30 protein-coding genes are annotated in these 17,204 nt (G+C 49.5%); 21 read left to right on the top strand and 9 right to left on the bottom strand.

The window, feature by feature from the left end; translation table 11 throughout:
- Positions 1–165 precede the first annotated feature (165 nt).
- Both ACT3UM_RS14220 and ACT3UM_RS14215 read left to right on the top strand, forming a co-directional pair.
- Positions 166–303 carry a hypothetical protein gene (locus tag ACT3UM_RS14220; protein WP_211595298.1) on the top strand — a complete coding sequence of 46 codons (138 nt, stop codon included), beginning with the start codon at positions 166–168 and terminating at the stop codon, positions 301–303.
- Between the two features lie 107 nt (positions 304–410).
- Positions 411–827: a hypothetical protein gene (locus ACT3UM_RS14215; protein WP_498899811.1), complete on the top strand. Its 417-nt coding sequence runs from the start codon at positions 411–413 to the stop codon at positions 825–827.
- 16 nt (positions 828–843) lie between these two features.
- On the opposite strand, the gene soxR is transcribed toward ACT3UM_RS14215, so the two are convergent.
- The gene (soxR, locus tag ACT3UM_RS14210) at positions 844–1,326 is read right to left on the bottom strand and encodes a redox-sensitive transcriptional activator SoxR (protein ID WP_498899800.1); all 483 of its coding nucleotides are present in this window, start codon (positions 1,324–1,326) and stop codon (positions 844–846) included.
- Between the two features lie 104 nt (positions 1,327–1,430).
- Between soxR and ACT3UM_RS14205 the strand changes: the two genes are divergently transcribed.
- From ACT3UM_RS14205 to ACT3UM_RS14130, 16 genes are all read left to right on the top strand, one after another.
- Positions 1,431–1,916 carry a VOC family protein gene (locus tag ACT3UM_RS14205; RefSeq protein WP_498899798.1) on the top strand — a complete coding sequence of 162 codons (486 nt, stop codon included), beginning with the start codon at positions 1,431–1,433 and terminating at the stop codon, positions 1,914–1,916.
- The gene (locus ACT3UM_RS14200; RefSeq protein WP_498899796.1) at positions 1,916–2,476 is read left to right on the top strand and encodes a flavodoxin family protein; all 561 of its coding nucleotides are present in this window, start codon (positions 1,916–1,918) and stop codon (positions 2,474–2,476) included. The genes ACT3UM_RS14205 and ACT3UM_RS14200 overlap by 1 nt, the downstream gene beginning before the upstream one ends.
- A gap of 104 nt (positions 2,477–2,580) precedes the next feature.
- A complete protein-coding gene (locus ACT3UM_RS14195; RefSeq protein WP_498899794.1) occupies positions 2,581–2,994 on the top strand; it encodes a VOC family protein in 414 nt (137 codons plus the stop codon).
- 63 nt (positions 2,995–3,057) lie between these two features.
- Complete coding sequence (locus ACT3UM_RS14190) at positions 3,058–3,483, top strand: N-acetyltransferase (protein WP_498899792.1); 426 nt, start codon at positions 3,058–3,060, stop codon at positions 3,481–3,483.
- Positions 3,484–3,544: 61 nt separating this feature from the next.
- The gene (locus ACT3UM_RS14185) at positions 3,545–3,979 is read left to right on the top strand and encodes a GFA family protein (RefSeq protein ID WP_498899790.1); all 435 of its coding nucleotides are present in this window, start codon (positions 3,545–3,547) and stop codon (positions 3,977–3,979) included.
- A gap of 266 nt (positions 3,980–4,245) precedes the next feature.
- A complete protein-coding gene (locus ACT3UM_RS14180; protein WP_498899788.1) occupies positions 4,246–4,668 on the top strand; it encodes a tetratricopeptide repeat protein in 423 nt (140 codons plus the stop codon).
- A 95-nt stretch (positions 4,669–4,763) separates the two neighbouring features.
- The gene (locus ACT3UM_RS14175) at positions 4,764–5,249 is read left to right on the top strand and encodes a YehS family protein (RefSeq protein ID WP_039859130.1); all 486 of its coding nucleotides are present in this window, start codon (positions 4,764–4,766) and stop codon (positions 5,247–5,249) included.
- Between the two features lie 130 nt (positions 5,250–5,379).
- Entirely contained in the window at positions 5,380–5,823 is a 444-nt protein-coding gene (locus ACT3UM_RS14170) for a hypothetical protein (RefSeq protein WP_498899786.1), read from the top strand.
- Positions 5,824–5,887: 64 nt separating this feature from the next.
- Positions 5,888–6,448 carry a hypothetical protein gene (locus tag ACT3UM_RS14165; protein WP_498899784.1) on the top strand — a complete coding sequence of 187 codons (561 nt, stop codon included), beginning with the start codon at positions 5,888–5,890 and terminating at the stop codon, positions 6,446–6,448.
- Positions 6,418–7,053, top strand: a complete 636-nt coding sequence (locus ACT3UM_RS14160; RefSeq protein ID WP_498899782.1) for a GNAT family N-acetyltransferase — start codon at positions 6,418–6,420, stop codon at positions 7,051–7,053. The genes ACT3UM_RS14165 and ACT3UM_RS14160 overlap by 31 nt, the downstream gene beginning before the upstream one ends.
- 56 nt (positions 7,054–7,109) lie before the next feature.
- Positions 7,110–7,541: a GFA family protein gene (locus ACT3UM_RS14155; RefSeq protein ID WP_498899780.1), complete on the top strand. Its 432-nt coding sequence runs from the start codon at positions 7,110–7,112 to the stop codon at positions 7,539–7,541.
- Positions 7,542–7,632: 91 nt separating this feature from the next.
- Positions 7,633–8,181, top strand: coding sequence for a nucleotidyltransferase family protein (locus ACT3UM_RS14150; protein WP_498899778.1), 549 nt, complete (start codon positions 7,633–7,635; stop codon positions 8,179–8,181).
- A 96-nt stretch (positions 8,182–8,277) separates the two neighbouring features.
- On the top strand, positions 8,278–8,475 hold the full coding sequence (locus ACT3UM_RS14145) for a hypothetical protein (RefSeq protein WP_498899776.1): 198 nt from the start codon (positions 8,278–8,280) through the stop codon (positions 8,473–8,475).
- Between the two features lie 109 nt (positions 8,476–8,584).
- Entirely contained in the window at positions 8,585–9,076 is a 492-nt protein-coding gene (locus tag ACT3UM_RS14140; RefSeq protein WP_498899774.1) for a RidA family protein, read from the top strand.
- A 144-nt stretch (positions 9,077–9,220) separates the two neighbouring features.
- Positions 9,221–9,772, top strand: a complete 552-nt coding sequence (locus ACT3UM_RS14135) for a GNAT family N-acetyltransferase (protein WP_498899772.1) — start codon at positions 9,221–9,223, stop codon at positions 9,770–9,772.
- A gap of 23 nt (positions 9,773–9,795) precedes the next feature.
- Positions 9,796–10,077 carry a putative quinol monooxygenase gene (locus ACT3UM_RS14130; protein WP_498899770.1) on the top strand — a complete coding sequence of 94 codons (282 nt, stop codon included), beginning with the start codon at positions 9,796–9,798 and terminating at the stop codon, positions 10,075–10,077.
- Between the two features lie 50 nt (positions 10,078–10,127).
- On the opposite strand, the gene ACT3UM_RS14125 is transcribed toward ACT3UM_RS14130, so the two are convergent.
- The 6 genes from ACT3UM_RS14125 to ACT3UM_RS14100 all read right to left on the bottom strand — a co-directional run bounded on the left by ACT3UM_RS14125 (position 10,128) and on the right by ACT3UM_RS14100 (position 14,207).
- Entirely contained in the window at positions 10,128–10,334 is a 207-nt protein-coding gene (locus ACT3UM_RS14125; protein ID WP_498899768.1) for a YrhK family protein, read from the bottom strand.
- 45 nt (positions 10,335–10,379) lie between these two features.
- On the bottom strand, positions 10,380–10,835 hold the full coding sequence (locus ACT3UM_RS14120; RefSeq protein WP_498899766.1) for a carboxymuconolactone decarboxylase family protein: 456 nt from the start codon (positions 10,833–10,835) through the stop codon (positions 10,380–10,382).
- 52 nt (positions 10,836–10,887) lie between these two features.
- The gene (locus ACT3UM_RS14115; RefSeq protein WP_498899764.1) at positions 10,888–11,691 is read right to left on the bottom strand and encodes a helix-turn-helix domain-containing protein; all 804 of its coding nucleotides are present in this window, start codon (positions 11,689–11,691) and stop codon (positions 10,888–10,890) included.
- A gap of 45 nt (positions 11,692–11,736) precedes the next feature.
- Positions 11,737–12,744, bottom strand: a complete 1,008-nt coding sequence (locus ACT3UM_RS14110; RefSeq protein ID WP_498899762.1) for a GlxA family transcriptional regulator — start codon at positions 12,742–12,744, stop codon at positions 11,737–11,739.
- Positions 12,737–13,303 carry an isochorismatase family protein gene (locus ACT3UM_RS14105; protein ID WP_498899760.1) on the bottom strand — a complete coding sequence of 189 codons (567 nt, stop codon included), beginning with the start codon at positions 13,301–13,303 and terminating at the stop codon, positions 12,737–12,739. The genes ACT3UM_RS14110 and ACT3UM_RS14105 overlap by 8 nt, the downstream gene beginning before the upstream one ends.
- A 160-nt stretch (positions 13,304–13,463) precedes the next feature.
- Complete coding sequence (locus tag ACT3UM_RS14100) at positions 13,464–14,207, bottom strand: class I SAM-dependent DNA methyltransferase (protein ID WP_498899758.1); 744 nt, start codon at positions 14,205–14,207, stop codon at positions 13,464–13,466.
- Between the two features lie 201 nt (positions 14,208–14,408).
- On the opposite strand from ACT3UM_RS14100, the gene ACT3UM_RS14095 reads away from it, so the two are divergent.
- The 3 genes from ACT3UM_RS14095 to ACT3UM_RS14085 are packed head-to-tail and all read left to right on the top strand — an operon-like array spanning position 14,409 to position 15,629.
- The gene (locus tag ACT3UM_RS14095; protein ID WP_498899756.1) at positions 14,409–14,816 is read left to right on the top strand and encodes a DUF4019 domain-containing protein; all 408 of its coding nucleotides are present in this window, start codon (positions 14,409–14,411) and stop codon (positions 14,814–14,816) included.
- 30 nt (positions 14,817–14,846) lie between these two features.
- A complete protein-coding gene (locus ACT3UM_RS14090; protein WP_498899754.1) occupies positions 14,847–15,257 on the top strand; it encodes a lysozyme inhibitor LprI family protein in 411 nt (136 codons plus the stop codon).
- Positions 15,258–15,311: 54 nt separating this feature from the next.
- On the top strand, positions 15,312–15,629 hold the full coding sequence (locus ACT3UM_RS14085) for an antibiotic biosynthesis monooxygenase family protein (protein WP_498899752.1): 318 nt from the start codon (positions 15,312–15,314) through the stop codon (positions 15,627–15,629).
- A 22-nt stretch (positions 15,630–15,651) separates the two neighbouring features.
- Here the strand turns inward: ACT3UM_RS14085 and ACT3UM_RS14080 are convergent, their stop codons facing one another.
- Positions 15,652–16,254, bottom strand: a complete 603-nt coding sequence (locus tag ACT3UM_RS14080; RefSeq protein ID WP_498899750.1) for a YqaA family protein — start codon at positions 16,252–16,254, stop codon at positions 15,652–15,654.
- A gap of 8 nt (positions 16,255–16,262) precedes the next feature.
- A complete protein-coding gene (locus ACT3UM_RS14075; protein WP_498899748.1) occupies positions 16,263–17,081 on the bottom strand; it encodes a DUF1206 domain-containing protein in 819 nt (272 codons plus the stop codon).
- Between the last annotated feature and the right edge of the window lie 123 nt (positions 17,082–17,204).

The following is a 17,204-nucleotide window of genomic DNA, read 5'->3' as shown; positions in this document are numbered from 1 at the left end:
ATAGCGTAATAGCAGCCGCTCGTTGCTCGAATTATGCAACTAGCTTCATGGTGCTGAATGGCGATTTTTGTGATGAAATTAAAGGCATTCATTAAATGAATGGTAAGTGATGCTTTATAGTACGCTAATATTGGCCAAAATTAGCTTTAAAATTGGAGAGATAACATGGGCGATATAGGCTTCATTTTTGGAATGATGGGAATGTCGATGGGCATCTTGGGGTTTGTCTTTGGCATCATTTCATTTTCTAAAGTTGTTAAGCTAGAGAAGAAATTAGCGAAAGTGGAGTCTCAGGGTAATTGAAGTTAGATCGTGAGTGGGCGAAATAAAAATGCAATTAAATTCAATTGTTTAGGTCGTTTCTCGCTTGTTCCTCGCACCATTTATAGCAAACGTTAATCAATATGCAAATGCACCCCGTCATTCAAGAAGAAATATCCGGCTGTGGCATCGCAGCATGCGCTGCTCTTGCGGGCATTAGCTATGCGCAGGCGAAAGAGACAGCTAACGCCTTGGGTATTTATGCCGAAGACACAGCGCTTTGGTCAGACACTGAGTACGTTCGTAAGCTTTTGCGTGCTTTGGGTATCACGGCTGCCCCTACGGAGACGCCATTCGATACCTCCTGGGAGCGCCTTCCAGACAAGGCGCTGTTGGCGATCAAATGGCGCATGGAGCAGGGCAAACCTTTCTGGCATTGGGTGGTGTTTGTTAGAAGCGAGCAGGAAACCGTGGTGTTGGATTCCAAGAAAGCCTTGAAAACCAATGCCCGTCGCGACTTTGGGCGCATCAAGCCCAAGTGGTTCATTCATGTAGATTATGCTTGAGGGTTGCTAATAAGCGCTATGAGCTAGCGGTTGGTTCTTGCTGAGCTCTCGCTTTCTGCTCTGCCTGATCCAACAGAACTGGGCCGCTACCTGATTCCGCCAGCTTGTCATCCGGGTTGTAGAGCGGGCAACTGGTCATGCTCAGGCATCCGCAGCCTATACAGCCTGCTAGGTTACTACGTAACTTTTGCAGATAAGCAATCCTGCCATCCAGCATCTGCTGCCAGTTTTTTGAAAGCTGTTGCCAGTCTTCAACCGTCGGTGTCCGGTTATTGGGCAGTGATTCAAAAGCTCGCTTGATCTCATCCAGACTGACGCCGACTTTCTGCGCGGCTTTTATCACCGAAATTCGTCTTAGCACTTCCGGTTTGTAACGGCGCTGGTTGCCCGCATTGCGCCAGCTTTGGATCAGACCTTGTTGCTCGTAAAAGTGCAAGGTACTGACGTTAATGCCGCAGCGCTTTGCCACCTTGCCCACACTCCAAATTGCCTCTGCCATCACGCACTCCTGAATCTTTTTTGCCATTTTTTTCCAAAAACAGCTTTACCTCAAGTGAAGTTGAGGTTTTATCCTGCCATTTCACTTAATGCAAGGAGACACTTATGTACTTGGAACACGTGAATCTGGTCGTTGATGATATGGATGCCATGTTGGATTTTTACCGCGCCGTATTCCCGCATTGGCGGGTACGCGATGAAGGCCATGGCGAGTGGTATGGCAAACCGCGTAAATGGGTACACTTTGGTGACGATGAGCATTACCTAGCGCTAAGCGATCACGGCGAAGGGGCGAATCGCGATTTGAAAGGCCACAGTGTTGGGCTGGCTCATTTTGCCTATGTGACCGATAACCTGGATGCCGTTGTGGCTAGGTTAAATAACGCGGGTTATGCCATTGCCAAACCCGGGGCTGTTGAGCCGTTTCGGAAAAATGTCTATTTTGTCGATCCGGCCGGTTTTGAGGTGGAGTTTGTCGAGTACCTGAGCGATATCCCGGCCGAGCGGAATTTAAACCGCGATGCTCAGCAACCTGTAGTGCAGGGAGAAGCACAGCAACAAGCAGTCCAGCAACGGAAGGGTGAGGTGTAATGAACGTCGCGGTTGTTTTTCATTCTGCTACGGGCAGTACTAAGCAACTTGCACAGGCTGTCGCTGCGGGAGCGGCAGCACAGCCCGGCGTTGAGGCGATTCAAATAGAAATCGCCGGAGCAGATATTATCGAAGGGCGTTTTTGCAATACAAAACTGCTGCAGCAATTAGATAAGGCCGATGCATTGGTCTTTGGCTCACCTACCTATATGGGCTGCGTGTCAGCCCAGTTTAAGGCCTTTAGTGATGCCACGAGTGAGTTGTGGTCACAGCAATCTTGGGCAAACAAGGTTGCTGCTGGCTTTACCATAGGTGCCAACTTAAGTGGCGATCAACTGAGTACACTTCAGTACATGCAAGTGTTTGCGAACCAGCATGGCATGCTATGGATAGGCTTAGATATTCCGGGTAACTACGATCCAGAAATGCGTAACAGACTGGGTGCGCAATCTGGCCTTATCGCGCATTCAGTGGACGGTGTTTTAGATGAAACAGACCTGCTTGCCGCACGTTATTTAGGCCAGCGGGTGGCGCAAGTCAGCAAAAAATTCGCGGCATGAAGTTTTTTGCCGCTTTTACCACAGATGCTGACTAGTGGTGGATTTAAATTTAACTAGCACTATGAAAGTCCTTTGGATAATCGATTTAAATTCTGGAGCTTTTAATGAGCAACGACATTGGCTTTACGCATATTGCGTTATCAGCGAATAACTTAGACAAGAGTATTGATTTTTATCACCGCTACGCTAACATGACCATAATCCATGAAAGAACAGATAAGGAAATTAACAAACGGGTCGTTTGGCTGTCAGATAAAACCCGCCCATTTGTGCTTGTGCTAGTTCAAAGTAGTAACCCAGCCCCTATCTTAGGCCCTTTTGCTCACTTGGGGGTTGGTTGTAGAAGTAAGAGCGAAGTTGATAAGTTGTGTGAGCAAGCACGTCGCGAAAGCATATTATCCAAAGAGGCAACTGATAGCGGCTATCCAGTAGGCTATTGGGCATTCATAAATGATCCTAATGGCCATGTATTAGAAGTTTCGTATGGCCAAGAAATTGGTTTAACTGTTGAAAGGTAGGAAGCTTAGCGAGTCATTCGTAACGTCTTTGTTACCATTTACCACTTATTGAGGAACAACCATTTGATTCGTAAATACCAGGAGGCGGATATTGAACAAATCTTGGATATCTGGCTTTCAGCATCGATTAAAGCCCACTCCTTTGTTGGTTCAGAATTTTGGAAGTCAAAAGTTAGCGAAATGCGTGATGTATACATCCCTGCATCGGAAACCTTTGTATATGAAGCTGATGAGCAGATAGCCGGGTTTTACTGCCTCTATGGAGATACGTTGGCAGCTGTTTTTGTGTCACCAAGCTTGCAGGGCAATGGTATAGGGTCAGCGTTGATGGAGGATGCCAAGAGCAGAAGGTCGTGTTTGCAGCTAAGTGTCTATAGGCAGAACACTCCCAGCATTAATTTTTATAAGAAGCATGGCTTCATTTCATTAAGTGAGCAGATTGACGAACAAACTGGCCACCCTGAGTTCATCATGGAGCATTACTGTTAACAGCGTGTAGCGGTCAGCTGTTGTTTGTGGCCGCACGGCGTAAAACATTAAGGAATATTCGATGAACGGTGAATGTCTGTGTGGAGGGGTTAAGTTCGAAATCGAAGGGGAGCTACCGAATCTCTATCAATGTCATTGCTCTCTGTGCCGCAAAGCCACCGGCTCTACTTCAAATACGGCCACTTTTGTAAAAACGGATAGCTTCCACTGGCTTTCTGGCCAGTCCAAAATCAGCTCTTTTCAGAAGCCAACCGGTTACCGAAATGATTTTTGCTCGGTCTGTGGCAGCTTGGTGCCCAATAAACTGAGAGATACAGGTCTGATATGGGTTCCCGCTGGTTTGCTGAATGATATGACTGCCTCTCAAATAGCTATTCATCTTCACCTTGCTTCATCGGCTTCTTGGGCGACAGAATCAGACAGATGCGTTCGGTTAGATGCTGGCCCTGATAGTTTGGGGTCGCTTAATCAGGCCTTGCAAAGGACAAGTCGTTGAACGCGAGCCTAAATCTTTGTCATTGACGGCTGAAATGCCCCCAAATGCCGATGAGGAGGGGGCTGATAGCGCGAGCAGCTAATGACGACCACTCAAGCAAAGCATACCAACACCCCATCACAAAAACCGTAAAATGATCGCCCGTAGGGCCATCCCCAAAGGGTATAATGTCACCGGCCACGGTGAGGTGGCTTCGTTACATGCGTTTATTTTCAGCAGGTTTGTTTACTTGTTACTATTTTTAAATAGAGAAAAGGTAGTCGTTCATGATTAACACCAAAATATACAAGGCGGTTTACGAACTCGCTGAAAAACTCATGAAGGCTGCTGATAAAGAGGATAGAGAGGCCTTCGATGCGCTCTATGCGGAGTTGGAAGCCATTTGCACCGAGAACGAGAGCACCGATAAAGATCACCCAGAGCAGTGGGAAACATTGGCTGACTTCACTGAAGAGCTAGATGAAGCGCTGGCAGTCTACGAAAAAGCCTTCGAAAAAGCCGTCGCCGTTAACTCGAAAGACCATATGTCGTCGATCGGGTTCTCCATGGCAAAATTGCAAGTTGAACTAGGCCAGACAGATGCGGCTATCATAAATCTTAAAAATGCCCAAGCCACCGCCAATAAAATTGAAGATGGCGAGCTTAAAGACGAAATTGACGAACTGCTTGGAAAGCTGACAACAGGTTAGTTTGTTTAAGCTGCTGTTTTTAATCATATCTACGATAAACGTGGATGCACATAAGCCTGATTGTGCTGGGTTTGCCTAAGACTAGGGACACTATTTTGACCAATAACGATATTTTTCGCCGCATACGTTACACCTTTGATTTAAAAGACAGCACCATCGTGGATATCTTCGCCTTGGCAGAGGTCAGCGTGGCTCAAGAGCAGGTAACGGCCTGGTTGAAAAAGGATGACGACGACGCCTTTGTGACGATGAAGAACAAAGAGCTGGCGGCGTTTTTGAACGGATTTATTAGCTTTAAGCGTGGTAAGCGCGAAGGGCCGCAGCCCGTGCCAGAGTCGCAGTTGAACAACAATATGGTGTTCCAGAAGCTGCGCATTGCGCTGAATTTAAAGGCTGAAGATATTTTGGCAGCTTTTGAACTGGCTGGCTTCAACCTAAGTAACCATGAATTAAGTGCGTTTTTCCGCAAGCCCAGCCATAAGAATTATCGAGAGTGCAAAGATCAGGTGCTGCGCAATTTCTTACTCGGCATACAGCTACAGTTGCGACCAAACCAGGAGGCTCCAAGCTCTGAGTCCTGAGCTTCATCGCCTGGATTTATAAATAGCTGCAGCACTTTGTATCATACGGTATAGGCCAGCTGCGGCTTCGATGTGACGTTTTAACAGCTGTCGAATCGAGCGGTTATTGGCGGTCTAACAGGAGAGTGTAATGTCTATAGATCCAATGGCGGTATGGGCGAATATGACATTGAAAATCTGGCCAGAACGCTACTGGATGCTCGATCTTAGAGACACGTCCGCTCAAGATTTGGCTAACGTGTTCGTGGCAAGCGATGCTCGGTACAGCTGTTTAATTCGTGATCAGGCAGGTGTATCCGCGATAGTCGACGAGGCAGCCGTTGAACGCTTAAAAACTGAGGTCTCGATAAGAGATAGCTTCGGCCCGTTTCAAGTTATATCAACGGATGGCGAGCTTCCCTTCGATGTGATTGGTTTTCTCGGCCCTGTTCTGCGAGTGCTAAATGAACACGGCATTAAAGCTGGCCCGCAGTGTGGTGCCGTATTCGATCACTTGTTTATTTACGAGCGTGATATCGAGCGAGCGAATGCTCTTCTAGAGGATTTCATTAGCCAGGCTAGGGCGTGTCAATAAGTTGCTTTGATATGTCGCTCAACGGGGCGTTTGATGGCTATTAGCTTGGCCGAAGGCGGAAACAGTGATCAGGCTACCCGATTTCGCTACACACTATTATTTGCGAGAGACAGGCCCGTTTCGGAGTCTCTCAGAGCTTCCTGCTGGCTCGGAAGATCCTGTATTCCAAGATATCCTAACTCGTCATCAGCGGGATCCCGGCTACCGTCGGCGCTACGGTAGGAACTACATAGGAGTCCGACGTGAGCTTGAAGCTCGGCTGCGAGCACTCTTCGTTGCACGTGGAGGTAAGCCCCGTCGCGATCATCCTTTATATCTAGTGCTTGGAGAATCCCCTTGGTTTCGTGACCTGAACGCGAACCAAGGTGAGCTTAGAATTCCTCTCTCGGGATTCGATCCCGAAGTAACGTCTTTGACTTACCCGGATAGCTTTATTGCGCTAACCCGAGACGATAAGCCTTACTACAATCAAGTGTTTCTGCTTAGCAAGGTGAGTAAGCTCGTTACTCGCTTCGGAATCCCTGCCAATGATCACTTGATCCCTTACGAGCGTTATTGGGAAACTGATTTTGAGCTCTATATCGAGGTGCAGCTTTGGGACACTCCACCCATATTCAACGCTTAAAAAATGATATAAATTCAAACGCTTGTGATCGGGGTCAGCAAAACTGCTCCGTCGTTGCGGATGTTAAGCAACCCTGCAGCATTGCTGCTTCAAAAAGGCTAGAGTTGAGGTACTACAGGCCCGAAGATAACGCACCAATCTTTGAAAACTATACTGGCGATTTAGGCTCAGCAAAGTACCTTGCGCGGCACCCTCACACTGAAATCGAACAAACTGAAAAGATGCTTCAAAATCTTTCCGTTCCTGAAAGTATGGCGTTAACAGGCAAGTGTATTTGGGTTGTAGATGCCATCAGGGAAGGAGGCGCCATAGGGCTGGTAACCGTTGTAAAAAGCGAAGACTCAATGGTTGTTCACTTTGGTATCGGGACACCGTATAGAGGCCGTGGGTACGCAGCAGAGGCGTTGCTACTTACCGCACAGCACTTGCTCGCAGCAGGTCACGCAACAAGCATTCACACTTTCACGGACGTCGCAAACGTCCCTGCTCAAAAGGCTTTAGCCAAAGCGGGTTTTAGATTCACAAAAAGAACCGAAAAGTTTTATCAAGCCCCACAATTGAACGGCGAGGATAGGGACGTTTTCCACTACAAGTTCCGGGGTTAATAAAAGCTGGTCTCGGGCTACTGTTGAGCTAAGTTAGCCTTCGCAAAAATACTTCGATGTCACCAGTACTGAGTCATACGGGAGCCTTTCCAGTGATCAAGCAAGTGGGTGGAGTTAACATTCAACCTAGGCACAGGGCTACCTGCCACTGCGGCATGGTGGAGCTCGAACTCAATCTGCCTGATGGTCTTGTTGACCCAAAAAGGTGTAACTGCTCTATTTGTAGGCGTAAAGGTGCTGTCATGGCCTATGTACCATTGAGCGGTCTTCGCATTCTCCGTGGCGCTGAGCATCTAAAGCTATATCAATTCAATTCAGGTGTCGCAAAGCACTACTTCTGCTCAAATTGCGGCATCTACACCCACCACCAAACGCGCTCAAACCCCACTGTGTATGGATTCAATGTCGGGTGCCTGGAAGGCGTTAACCCCTGTGATTTGGATGGTGTCCCGGTTAGCGACGGTATCAACCATGAATCTGATCTGTAGCAGCAGGGATAGGGGAGCTATAACGTGTCCAGCGTTGGATGGTTCAGCACCACCCAGCAAGTCAAAATAGGCGCATTGGTAAGGTATTGAGATGGAGCATGAAGCGCTGGTCAAAAAATGGCTAATGAGTGATCCGGCCCGTATGGAGGCGCTGACAATAGCGGCTGCGCAGAAGCTGCCGGGGTGGTGTCTCGCTGCTGGATTCGTTAGAAACTTGGTGTGGGACAAGCTGCATGACTTTTCATCGAATACGGCCCTTAACGACATCGATTTAATTTACTTCGATCCTGACGACATAAGCGATTCCCGCGATCATGAGATCGAGCAAGGATTAAGGGAAGTCTCAACGTTTCCCTGGTCGGTAAAGAACCAGGCAAGAATGCACGAGAGAAATAATGACAGTCCGTATACTTCTACTGAAGATGCCATGAGTTTTTGGGTAGAAGTAGAAACTGCTGTAGGCGCTGCTTTGGATGACGATGGAGAAGTTATCCTTGTCGCTCCCTTTGGCGTTCAGCCGCTGTTTGACTACACCATTACATTAAATCCCAAACGTCCAAAGCGAACGGATTTTGAAGCCCGAATAAGCGCTAAGCGATGGCTACAAACCTGGCCAAGGTTGGTGGTAAAGGTCTTATAGATGATTGTCGTATCGGCAGGGCTAGTTAGCACTGCACCGAGGTTAACTATTTTCTTTATCGTGAAAATTGGTTGAAAAATAATTGGAAATGAAGCTATGGAACTTGCTAGAGTAAATAAAGAAAATATCAATGATCTTTATCACTTAAATGCCAAGCTTGCTGAATCTGAGAATCAAAAGCACCTGTTTACTGCTGTTAGAAAAAGTTACGCTGACTATTTGTTGGCCTCTACGCCTGCTTGTTTTGGGTTGTTGGCTTATAAAGACAACCAGCCCATTGGCTTCTATATATAATTTTAAGTTTGCAAGTTACGTTGGAACCCGCGTTCTTTATATTGAGGAGCTTTAATAAACCGTTGCGAGTTGTCACCAACACCTTAACAGCATATAAGAGAAGCCTATAATGAAATCAACCGTGGAAGAGCGTATCCGTTCGTTGGGCTTGGAACTGCCCGTCGTTACCACGCCAAGGGGCAACTTTCGTTCCTATGTCATTTCGAACAACATGCTCTATCTGTCAGGTAAGGGGGCTCCGTCGCGTGAAGAGGGAGTTGCTGTCCCAAAAGTTGGGCGGGAAGTCACTGTTGAGCAGGCTCGGAACTACGCTCAAGAAGTTGGTCTGTATCTCCTTGCGCTCATTAAAGAAGCGCTAGGTGACTTTGATCGGGTTCAGCGTGTCGTGAAGGTGTTTGGTATGGTCAATGCTGATCCCAACTTTACTTCTCACACTGAAGTCATCAATGGTTGTTCCGACCTGTTTGTTAACGCCCTTGGTGAGCGCGGTGAGCATGCACGCTCTGCCATTGGGGTTGGCTCATTGCCGAAGGGGTTTGCTGTGGAAATTGAAGCCATCGTTGAGTTTTCGGACGCTTCGCCACACCGTCGTGACGCTTAACCTCATCCTTGAGCTGTTCCGAGTTTTGGAAGCGGTTTTACCCAACGTCGAGGGCCTTAAGGCCCAGTAACGGCACACTTCTCCCGACAATCAATGGGGGCGGAGATAGCGCTTGCCAATAGCATCATCAACAAGGAGAAAAGGGTGCAAATTTGTGAAACGGAACGACTATGTATACGGACATTATACCTAGATGATGTTCCCGAGTTGACCAATATTCTCAGCGACCCTGAGGTGATGAAATATTCGATTCGAGGCGTTTGCGATGAAACGGCGACTCGGCGGTTTATCGAGTGGTGTTTGGAGAGTTATGCGTCCCACGGTGTCGGGCCATGGGCTTTAGTTGAAAAGGAATCGGGTAAGCTTGTTGGCTTTTGTGGTGTCAGCCCCGAAGAGGTCAATGGTGTTGAGGAGATGGGTGTAGGTTATCGGCTAGCCAAACGTTACTGGGGCAAGGGACTGGCGTCTGAGGCAGTGCAAGCGGTGCTCCATAATGCACTTAACCAAAAGCAGCTGTCGTCGGTGATCGTTATTATTGAGCCTGAGAATGGTGCTTCACTTAAGGTCGCAGAGAGAGCGGGGTTTTCTGCATTCGATAATATTGAATTTCATGGCCGTCCAGTGAGGCTGTACCGGTTAACGTTGCAGCAATGGCATGCATTACAAAACAACGCCGTGGGCACGATAGGTGTTTGATGGTAATGCGCTGAGGAGGCTCAATGTCAAAGGTCATACTGAAAGGATTTATCATCGTCCCCGAGCCGGATCTGAATGCTGTTAAAGCAGAGCTCATCAACCATAAGCGGTTAACCTTGGCTGAGCCCGGCTGCCTCGTTTTTGAGGTTGCTCAATGCACTATTAACCCCTATCGATTTGATGTGTATGAAGAGTTCATTGACCGAGGCTCTTTTGAGCGACATCAAGCTAGAGTGAAATCCTCCGCCTGGAGTAAGGTTTCAGGCAATGTTGAAAGGTATTACAGTCAGCAATCCGCTGGGTAGCTAACCCAGCGGCTATAACCGACGTTTCTTACTTTCGTATGTGTGCTCTATTAGCCGCGCTTCTTACCAGTATTTTTCATACTCATCACGTAAATAATGAACATGATGAGTGAGCCCATTACAAAACACCATACGCCTACGGTTGCGTAGCTCGCAAAAGCGGGAAGAAATAAAAGACTGCCAAAGAAGAAAAATAAGCTTGATAAGAGACCGAGTAGGTTGGGTAGCTGTTGATGCTGCGCTATCTCACTGTTCATTTTATTTCCTTATCTGAACTATTACTTTCAAGAGCATCACAGTGCTTAAATACTGATGTCCGGTGCAAACTGAAAGCCTACCGATACTCGATTCCAACTGTTGATTTGGACAATAATGGCGGTGAGGTCAATTAGCCCCTGCTCACCAAATTCAGCTAGGGCGTTTTGATAGTCGTTGTCACTCACAGTTTGCTGGCTGATCAGTGTTAGTGCTTCGGCCCAGGCGAGTGCGGCGCGCTCTTTTGTGCTGAAGCAGGGTGCTTCACGCCAAGCAGGCAATACGTCTAAGCGAACCTGATGTTCACCATCGTCTCTGGCCTCTTGCGAATGCATGTGCTGACAAAAGCAGCAGTGATTAATTTGCGAAACGCGCAGGTTGACTAAGTGGATTATCGAACGATTAACCGTTGAGTCTGGGGCAACGTCGCCTAGTGCAGTCAGGTGCTTAGCTAGGCGGGGGCAAAGGCGATATACAGACTGTTGAGACATACGAGTAGACATATGGGTGACCTCGATGAGTAAGTTGAGAGCTCAGCTTAACGTCGAGGTTTTTTTACGCCTTGTAAATTTGCGACAGTTTGCGCTTGCGATAGGCGGCGGGCGTTTCATAGGCGAGGGTTTGGAAGGCATGGGTGAAGTGAGCTTGGTCATAGTAGCCGCATTGTAGGGCTATTTCCGTTAAGGGCAGCGTGGTTGCAAGCAGTCCATGGCGGGCTCGGTTCAGTCGGGCATAGGCTACTAATTGGCCTGGGGTAACGCCCACTTCACGTTTTAATTTGCGCTCCAGGGTACGTCGAGTAAACCCGAGCGTGGCGCCTAACTGTTGGGGCGGAAGCTGAAGTGCTCCAATGGCTTGAACAATCTTAGTGATACGGCTATTAGCGGGTGGCTGGCTCTCTAATCGATGTAACAACCATGTTTCCAGCAGGCGTAAGCCCTGTTGTGAGTCCAGCTGGTAGAGGCGCTCTACCACGGGCATTAATCCTTGCAATCCTAATGGTTCTAGCTCGTTCTCCAAACGGTAGTGTGTATCTGTGAATGCTTCGGGCAGCAAACCCAGCAAGCAGTGGGCGCCGGCTGCCTTAAAACGAATGCCCAGGCAAGGTGCGGTGGTGTCGAGTGTCTCTATCAACGTGGTTTTGTTGAAACAGAGCGTGATGATGGGGCAGGGGCTGGTGAGCTTAATGCTGAGGCTAGCACCGGCATCTGGGTAAAACTTTTCGGTTCTTGATTCAGTGAGATGCCCTGGGCGACCCATTGACCAAAGGCACTGAACCCACGGGGCTAAGCGTTTATCAGGCAGGCGATGCCGAAAATTTAGATCGTTAGCGTTGCTTGGCAAGATGAACTCGGTCATGGCGTCAACCAATGGTATGTTTTTTTAATGATGGCTCACATTAACTCAATCTCTCAGTGTCTGGGATCTGGCCCGCCGCCATACACTAGGCGGCGCTTTTTCCTGGCGAGCCCAGTTGCGCCTTAGCTGCCGCTCATCACCGAATCCGGACGTTTCGGCGATGCGTGCTAGCGTCCATGTCGTTTCGGTCATTAACGCTTTGGCTCGCTGCAGGCGCAACCCCATAATGTAGTCGCCGACCAGCATGCCGGTGAGGCTTTTGAATTGGCGCCGAAAATGACGCTCGCTCATGGCTGCCTGAGCCGCCAATGTTTCGATACGCCAGGTTTGCGAAGGGGCGGCGCATATTGCATCTTGAACGCGATGCAGCCGTTCATCCACATGATTGCGGCCCTCAAGCCAGGCTCCCAGTTGAGGCTCTTGGCCACTGCGGCGAAGATACAGCACCATTTCTCGCGCTACCGCCAGAGCCAGCGAGTGGCCGCAAGCACGGGTAAGCCAGTACAGCATGGTATCAATGCCGGTCGAAATCCCCGCGCTGGTTAAATAGCGCCCGTCCTCGGTAAAGATACAATCACGTTGTACCTTTGCTTGTGGGGCTTTGGCTTGTAGCTGTTCAATTAGCGTGTGGTGGGTGGTACAGCGTCTTCCCTTTAACAGGCCCGCATCTGCCAGTAATAGCGTGCCCGAGCAAACGGTCATTAGCGTATCCGCACAGTGGGCATTCGCCTTGAGCCAAGCGATACACTCTTGCTGTACCAATGGCTCAAGGCTATTGCGGTACTGCCCCGGAATCAGCAGTAAATCTTGAGTAGGAAGCTGTTCAGGCAAGGGATCGATGCCGCTGAGGGTTAACGGCCCTAACCACTGTATGGCCGCTTGGGGACCGATATAGCGCACCTGAACGTCTATCGAAAGCCGGTCTGCACACTGCAAGACCTGTAGCGGGCCAATCAAATCAAGCGGCACCTGGCCGGGCATCATCAATACCGCCACCCGCAAGGTGGTGGCTCTTGTGGATGGCGGCTGGCTATTGTGTTGATCTTCACTCACGCGTGTTTTGCCATTCGTTGATCATGTCTTGTGTACTGATAATACGCGCAAAGCGGTCTTCAAGTACCAGTTCGGTGCGTGCCTTAATATCCTCAGCTGGCCAGGTGATACCGCGGCGCGTCATGGGGAACGTCAGGGTAGCATCGCTGATGAAATCGACGCTAAACCCCAAATCTGACGCCACTCGTGCGGTTGTTTCGCAGCATTGCTCGGTGCGAATACCGCTAATCGCCAGTCGTTCAATGCCTCGTTCCCGTAACCAGCTTTCTAGTGCGGTATCGCTGAAGGCGTTATGTACACGTTTATGAAAGGTCACCGCCACTTCATCGTTAAAGTCATCAAGCGGACGAATGAGGCCATTATCAGGGTCGAAAGCACCTTGGCTGCAGGGTTCTTCATGCAGAATGCGTACAACCGGTATATCGTTGGTCTGGGCTGCATTCAGTATCGCACGTTGCTTGGGCTGCCACGCCTGAGCCAGTGATTCTACCCAGTAATCGCGGGCGGGGAAGGAGGCTTGAACATCAATTAATAACAATGCGGTTTTAGGCTGGGCCATGGCTAATCTCATCGTGTTGAAGTGAGGCTACAGATTAGCTGTTACGCATTCTGCCAACGATGCGTTATTCGGTCACAAAGGGGGCAATTTCGGCCATGTGAGAAAGAATTTTATAGCTGGTAGCGCAGCCAATGGGGCGACTCTCTGGAGCAAGTAAGGTTTACTTCTTCACACAAACAAAAATCCCATTCCCAGAAGCGTTATCCCAGGGAATGATTTTTTCATAATTGTGTTCAAACACATGAACTTCAAAGTGAGGCGCTAAGAGTGCGCTTAACTCCGCAAAGCTGACGGCTACCATGGGGTGTTCGTCGTTCCATAGCTGCGTTCCTTCAGCGTTGGCTTTTTCAATGCTGAGCCTAAGCGACTGCTTTTCACCTTGCCCACTGTAGTGCCATCCCGAGCGAAAAGTGAACATTTCATCTGCTTGTTTGGCGCTGTGTTTAACGAATAGGTCGTTGTTGATTTTCTCTTTATCAACCGCGTTAAAACAGAAAATACCACCGGATGCTAGCGCGCGATGAACATTGGTTATACACGCTTTTAGCTTTTCGACTCCATTGTTGTAGTGGATGGAGTACAAAAAGCAGGTGATTAAATCTTGAGGTTCGTTAACCTTGAAGTCACTCATATCTTGCAACGTGAAACGGGCTTCGGGGCAGCGCGTGGCGGCGATATCCAGCATCGGCTGATTAATATCAAGCCCGCTACTGGCATACCCAAAATCAATGAAATGGCGCACGTGTGGGCCGGTGCCACAGGCTAAATCTAGGTGTGTAGTTCCGTCGTTACCGAAAATCTGATGCAGCCTGCGGATGGCGTTGCTTTGCGCTTGGTAATCGATATCCACGCACATCAAATCGTAGTAGCCAGAAAGGTCGGTATAAAGGGCGTTAACGGACATAGTGACCTAATAGTGGCAACTGAAATAGTGTGGATGGCGCATAGTAAACGAGCGGATAGGCTTTGAGAAGCAGGTACAGCTAGGAGCTTAACGGTTACGCAAATACATCCCGCGGCCCTAAAGAAGTGCTGGCGATTACCGATATATAGCTAAGACCATCGAGATTTCTCTGGTCGTTGCTAAATGCCAAGAGAGCCCTCTATGCCCAAGACGCTGACTTTTATCATCGCCACCTTGCTTCTCATGCTGTCCAACCAAGGTCAGGCAAACACGAGTGCGGCAGAGGCGGCGGCTTTGGCGTGGCTAGAAGCCATCGACAGTGGTGAATTTGAGCAAGCCTGGGAGAACTCTTCTACGCTGCTGAAGGTTCCGCTGTCACCTAATATGTTGTCCCGTACGGTTAGCGCTGCCCGCCGTGATTTTGGTACCGTTCAATCACGTCGGCGAGTGAGCCTTATCCGTGAAACCTCTATGCCGGGGGCTCCAAGCGGCGACTACGCGATATTGACGTTTCAAACGAGTTTTGAAAACAGACCGCAAATCACGGAAACCATCACTCCCCATTTAGAAGAGGGCACTTGGCGGGTAAGTGGCTATTATGTGAACTAATCGTTCCGCCATAATGGTTAACAACTCTTCATGACAAAGATGATTCCGCTACTGTTCGCTTTTGTTTCATTGCCCGCGCTTGCAGCTGATGACGCGCCAGATTGCCAAAATGCCATGACGACGATGGAGATCAATCAGTGTGCGCAGTTAGAGCTAGAATCCGTTGAAGCGGAAATGCACCGCTATCTTGACGCGGCGCTAAACCGCCATGAAGCTGATGCCAGCTTGGTGGAGTCGATTCAGCAGGCCCAAGAGGCCTGGGAAGGTTACCGTCAAGCTCATTGCGATGCGGTATATACCCAGTGGCGTGATGGCACGATAAGAGGTGTAATGTCGCTTTCGTGTAAAAAACAGCTTACTCAAGCGCATACACATACGTTATGGGAGAGCTTTTTAGTCACAATGGAAGGCGGGTCGTTACTGCCGGAGCCCGAGCGTTAAGTACTGCTTAATGGTGCGAGCTTCATCATTCCTTTTCCAGCCGCGACGAGACCCATGCTACACATCGCCGACACTCCTGAACCTCCTTACTACGCCGTTATTTTCACTTCACTACGCACCGAGGTCGATAACGGCTATGACGCAATGGCGGCAAGAATGGTTGAGCTTGCAGCGCAGCAGCCGGGATTTTTGGGTGTGGAGTCTGCCCGGGATGAAGTGGGCGTGACGGTTTCTTACTGGGCTGATTTGGCATCTATTAAAGCGTGGAAAGCCCATGCTGAGCATCAAGAGGCTCAGCGGCTAGGCCATCAGCAGTGGTACCACCACTTCAAAACCCGTATCGCTAAAGTCGAGCGAGATTACGGAATTTAGCGAATGCCAACAGTTCAGTTGCCTAAACCACCAGCCCAGCCAGTGCCTGCATACCTAGTGCCACCGCAAGTACAACACCCCCTGCCACCAAACTGGTTACCAAGGCATGGCGTTTCCACAGTACCAGAACACGGTGGCCAAAGCGGTGAACCAGCCAGGCAAGGCCGAAGTAGCGCAAGCCACGGGCGATTAACGTTGCCAGCACAAATAGCATGATTGGGTAGCCGGAAAGCCCGGCGGTAATCATCGCCACCTGGAAGGGAATCGGTAGTATTCCAATGGCCAAAATGGCGGCAAAACCGTATTGATCGAAAAATGTTTGGAATGCCTGGTAGCTATTCTGCATCCCCATAGACTCAATAAACCAGGTGCCCACCGACTCATAAAGCACTAAGCCAATGCTGTAGCCCACCAGCGACGCGACGAGGCAGCCCGCAGTAGTGACCAAAGCCAGCAACCACAGCCGCTGCCTATTAACGGCCATCAGCGGTATCAACACCAGTTCAAGAGGAATGGGCAGAATAATAGTCTCCAGAAAGGAGAGGGTGCCCAGCAGCCACAGCATATTCTTCGAGCGGTTAATACGCTCAAACCACTGCTTAGTGCGTTTGGATGCTATGGCCATGCAGGTCTCTACACTTCGGGATTAATGCGGCGATAGACAGCCGCTAATAGGCTGTAGAGACCAAACGCGAAGAGTCCCAGTGCGACAAAACCAAGTAGCCACTGACCGAAAGGCTGGCTTCGCAGCGTGCTAAACACTTCGCCCATACCGCCTGCTTCATTGGGATTGATTTGATAAGCGGCGATGATAAAAAAGCTACCCACGATCACAAATACAAGGCCACGAATCACTAAGCCGAAACGGCAGATAGGATAGGCCCATTGTTGAGTTTGTGGTGGCATAGCAAAGTGCTTGTCGAATTTGGCCTTGTAGCCTTTAAGCGCATGGGCAATGCCTACGCCAATCATGATGAGGCCGACCCCGCCTACCAGCCAGCGCCCGAAAGGCTGCTGCATCAGCCAGCCTGCGACGCCTTGTGAGCCGCCGCCTGAGTCACCTGAAGAGCCCGCAAATTGAAAGATGAGCGTGGCGGCAAAAAAAGCCAACAACGTGTGAGTAATGGCGCTGGCCAATAAGCCCGCACGAATTGCCAGCCCCTTGGCGCCGTTGCCGTGATGGTCGGTGTCTTTAACTGCTTGGATGGTTCGCCACATCGCGTATCCCACCAAGCCGATGGCCATAATGGCTAACAAGACTTTTCCGAAGGGAGCGGTGAGCACGCGTTCTAAGGCACCCCGACTGCCTTCTGTTTGGCCGCCTTGTCCAAAGGCTGCCAGCGCTGCAAGGCCGCCGACTAATACATACACAATACCCCGAGAGGCGTAACCCATGCGGGCGAAAAGGGTAATCGCATCACGTTGGTCGGGGTTATTCATACTATTGGCCATGGTGTCCTCCTGACATATTAGGCGTTGCGCATCCCTATGCAATCTAGTTCATATAGCGCTTATCAGCGGCCCATACTGGCCTTGTGCTGTGCTATTGTCCAGCCTAGGCCAAGCCGAAGTGTG

It is taken from the genome of Halomonas sp. AOP13-D3-9, assembly GCF_052379125.1.
Lineage (GTDB): Bacteria > Pseudomonadota > Gammaproteobacteria > Pseudomonadales > Halomonadaceae > Vreelandella.
This window is presented reverse-complemented; position numbering and strand designations above follow the sequence as displayed.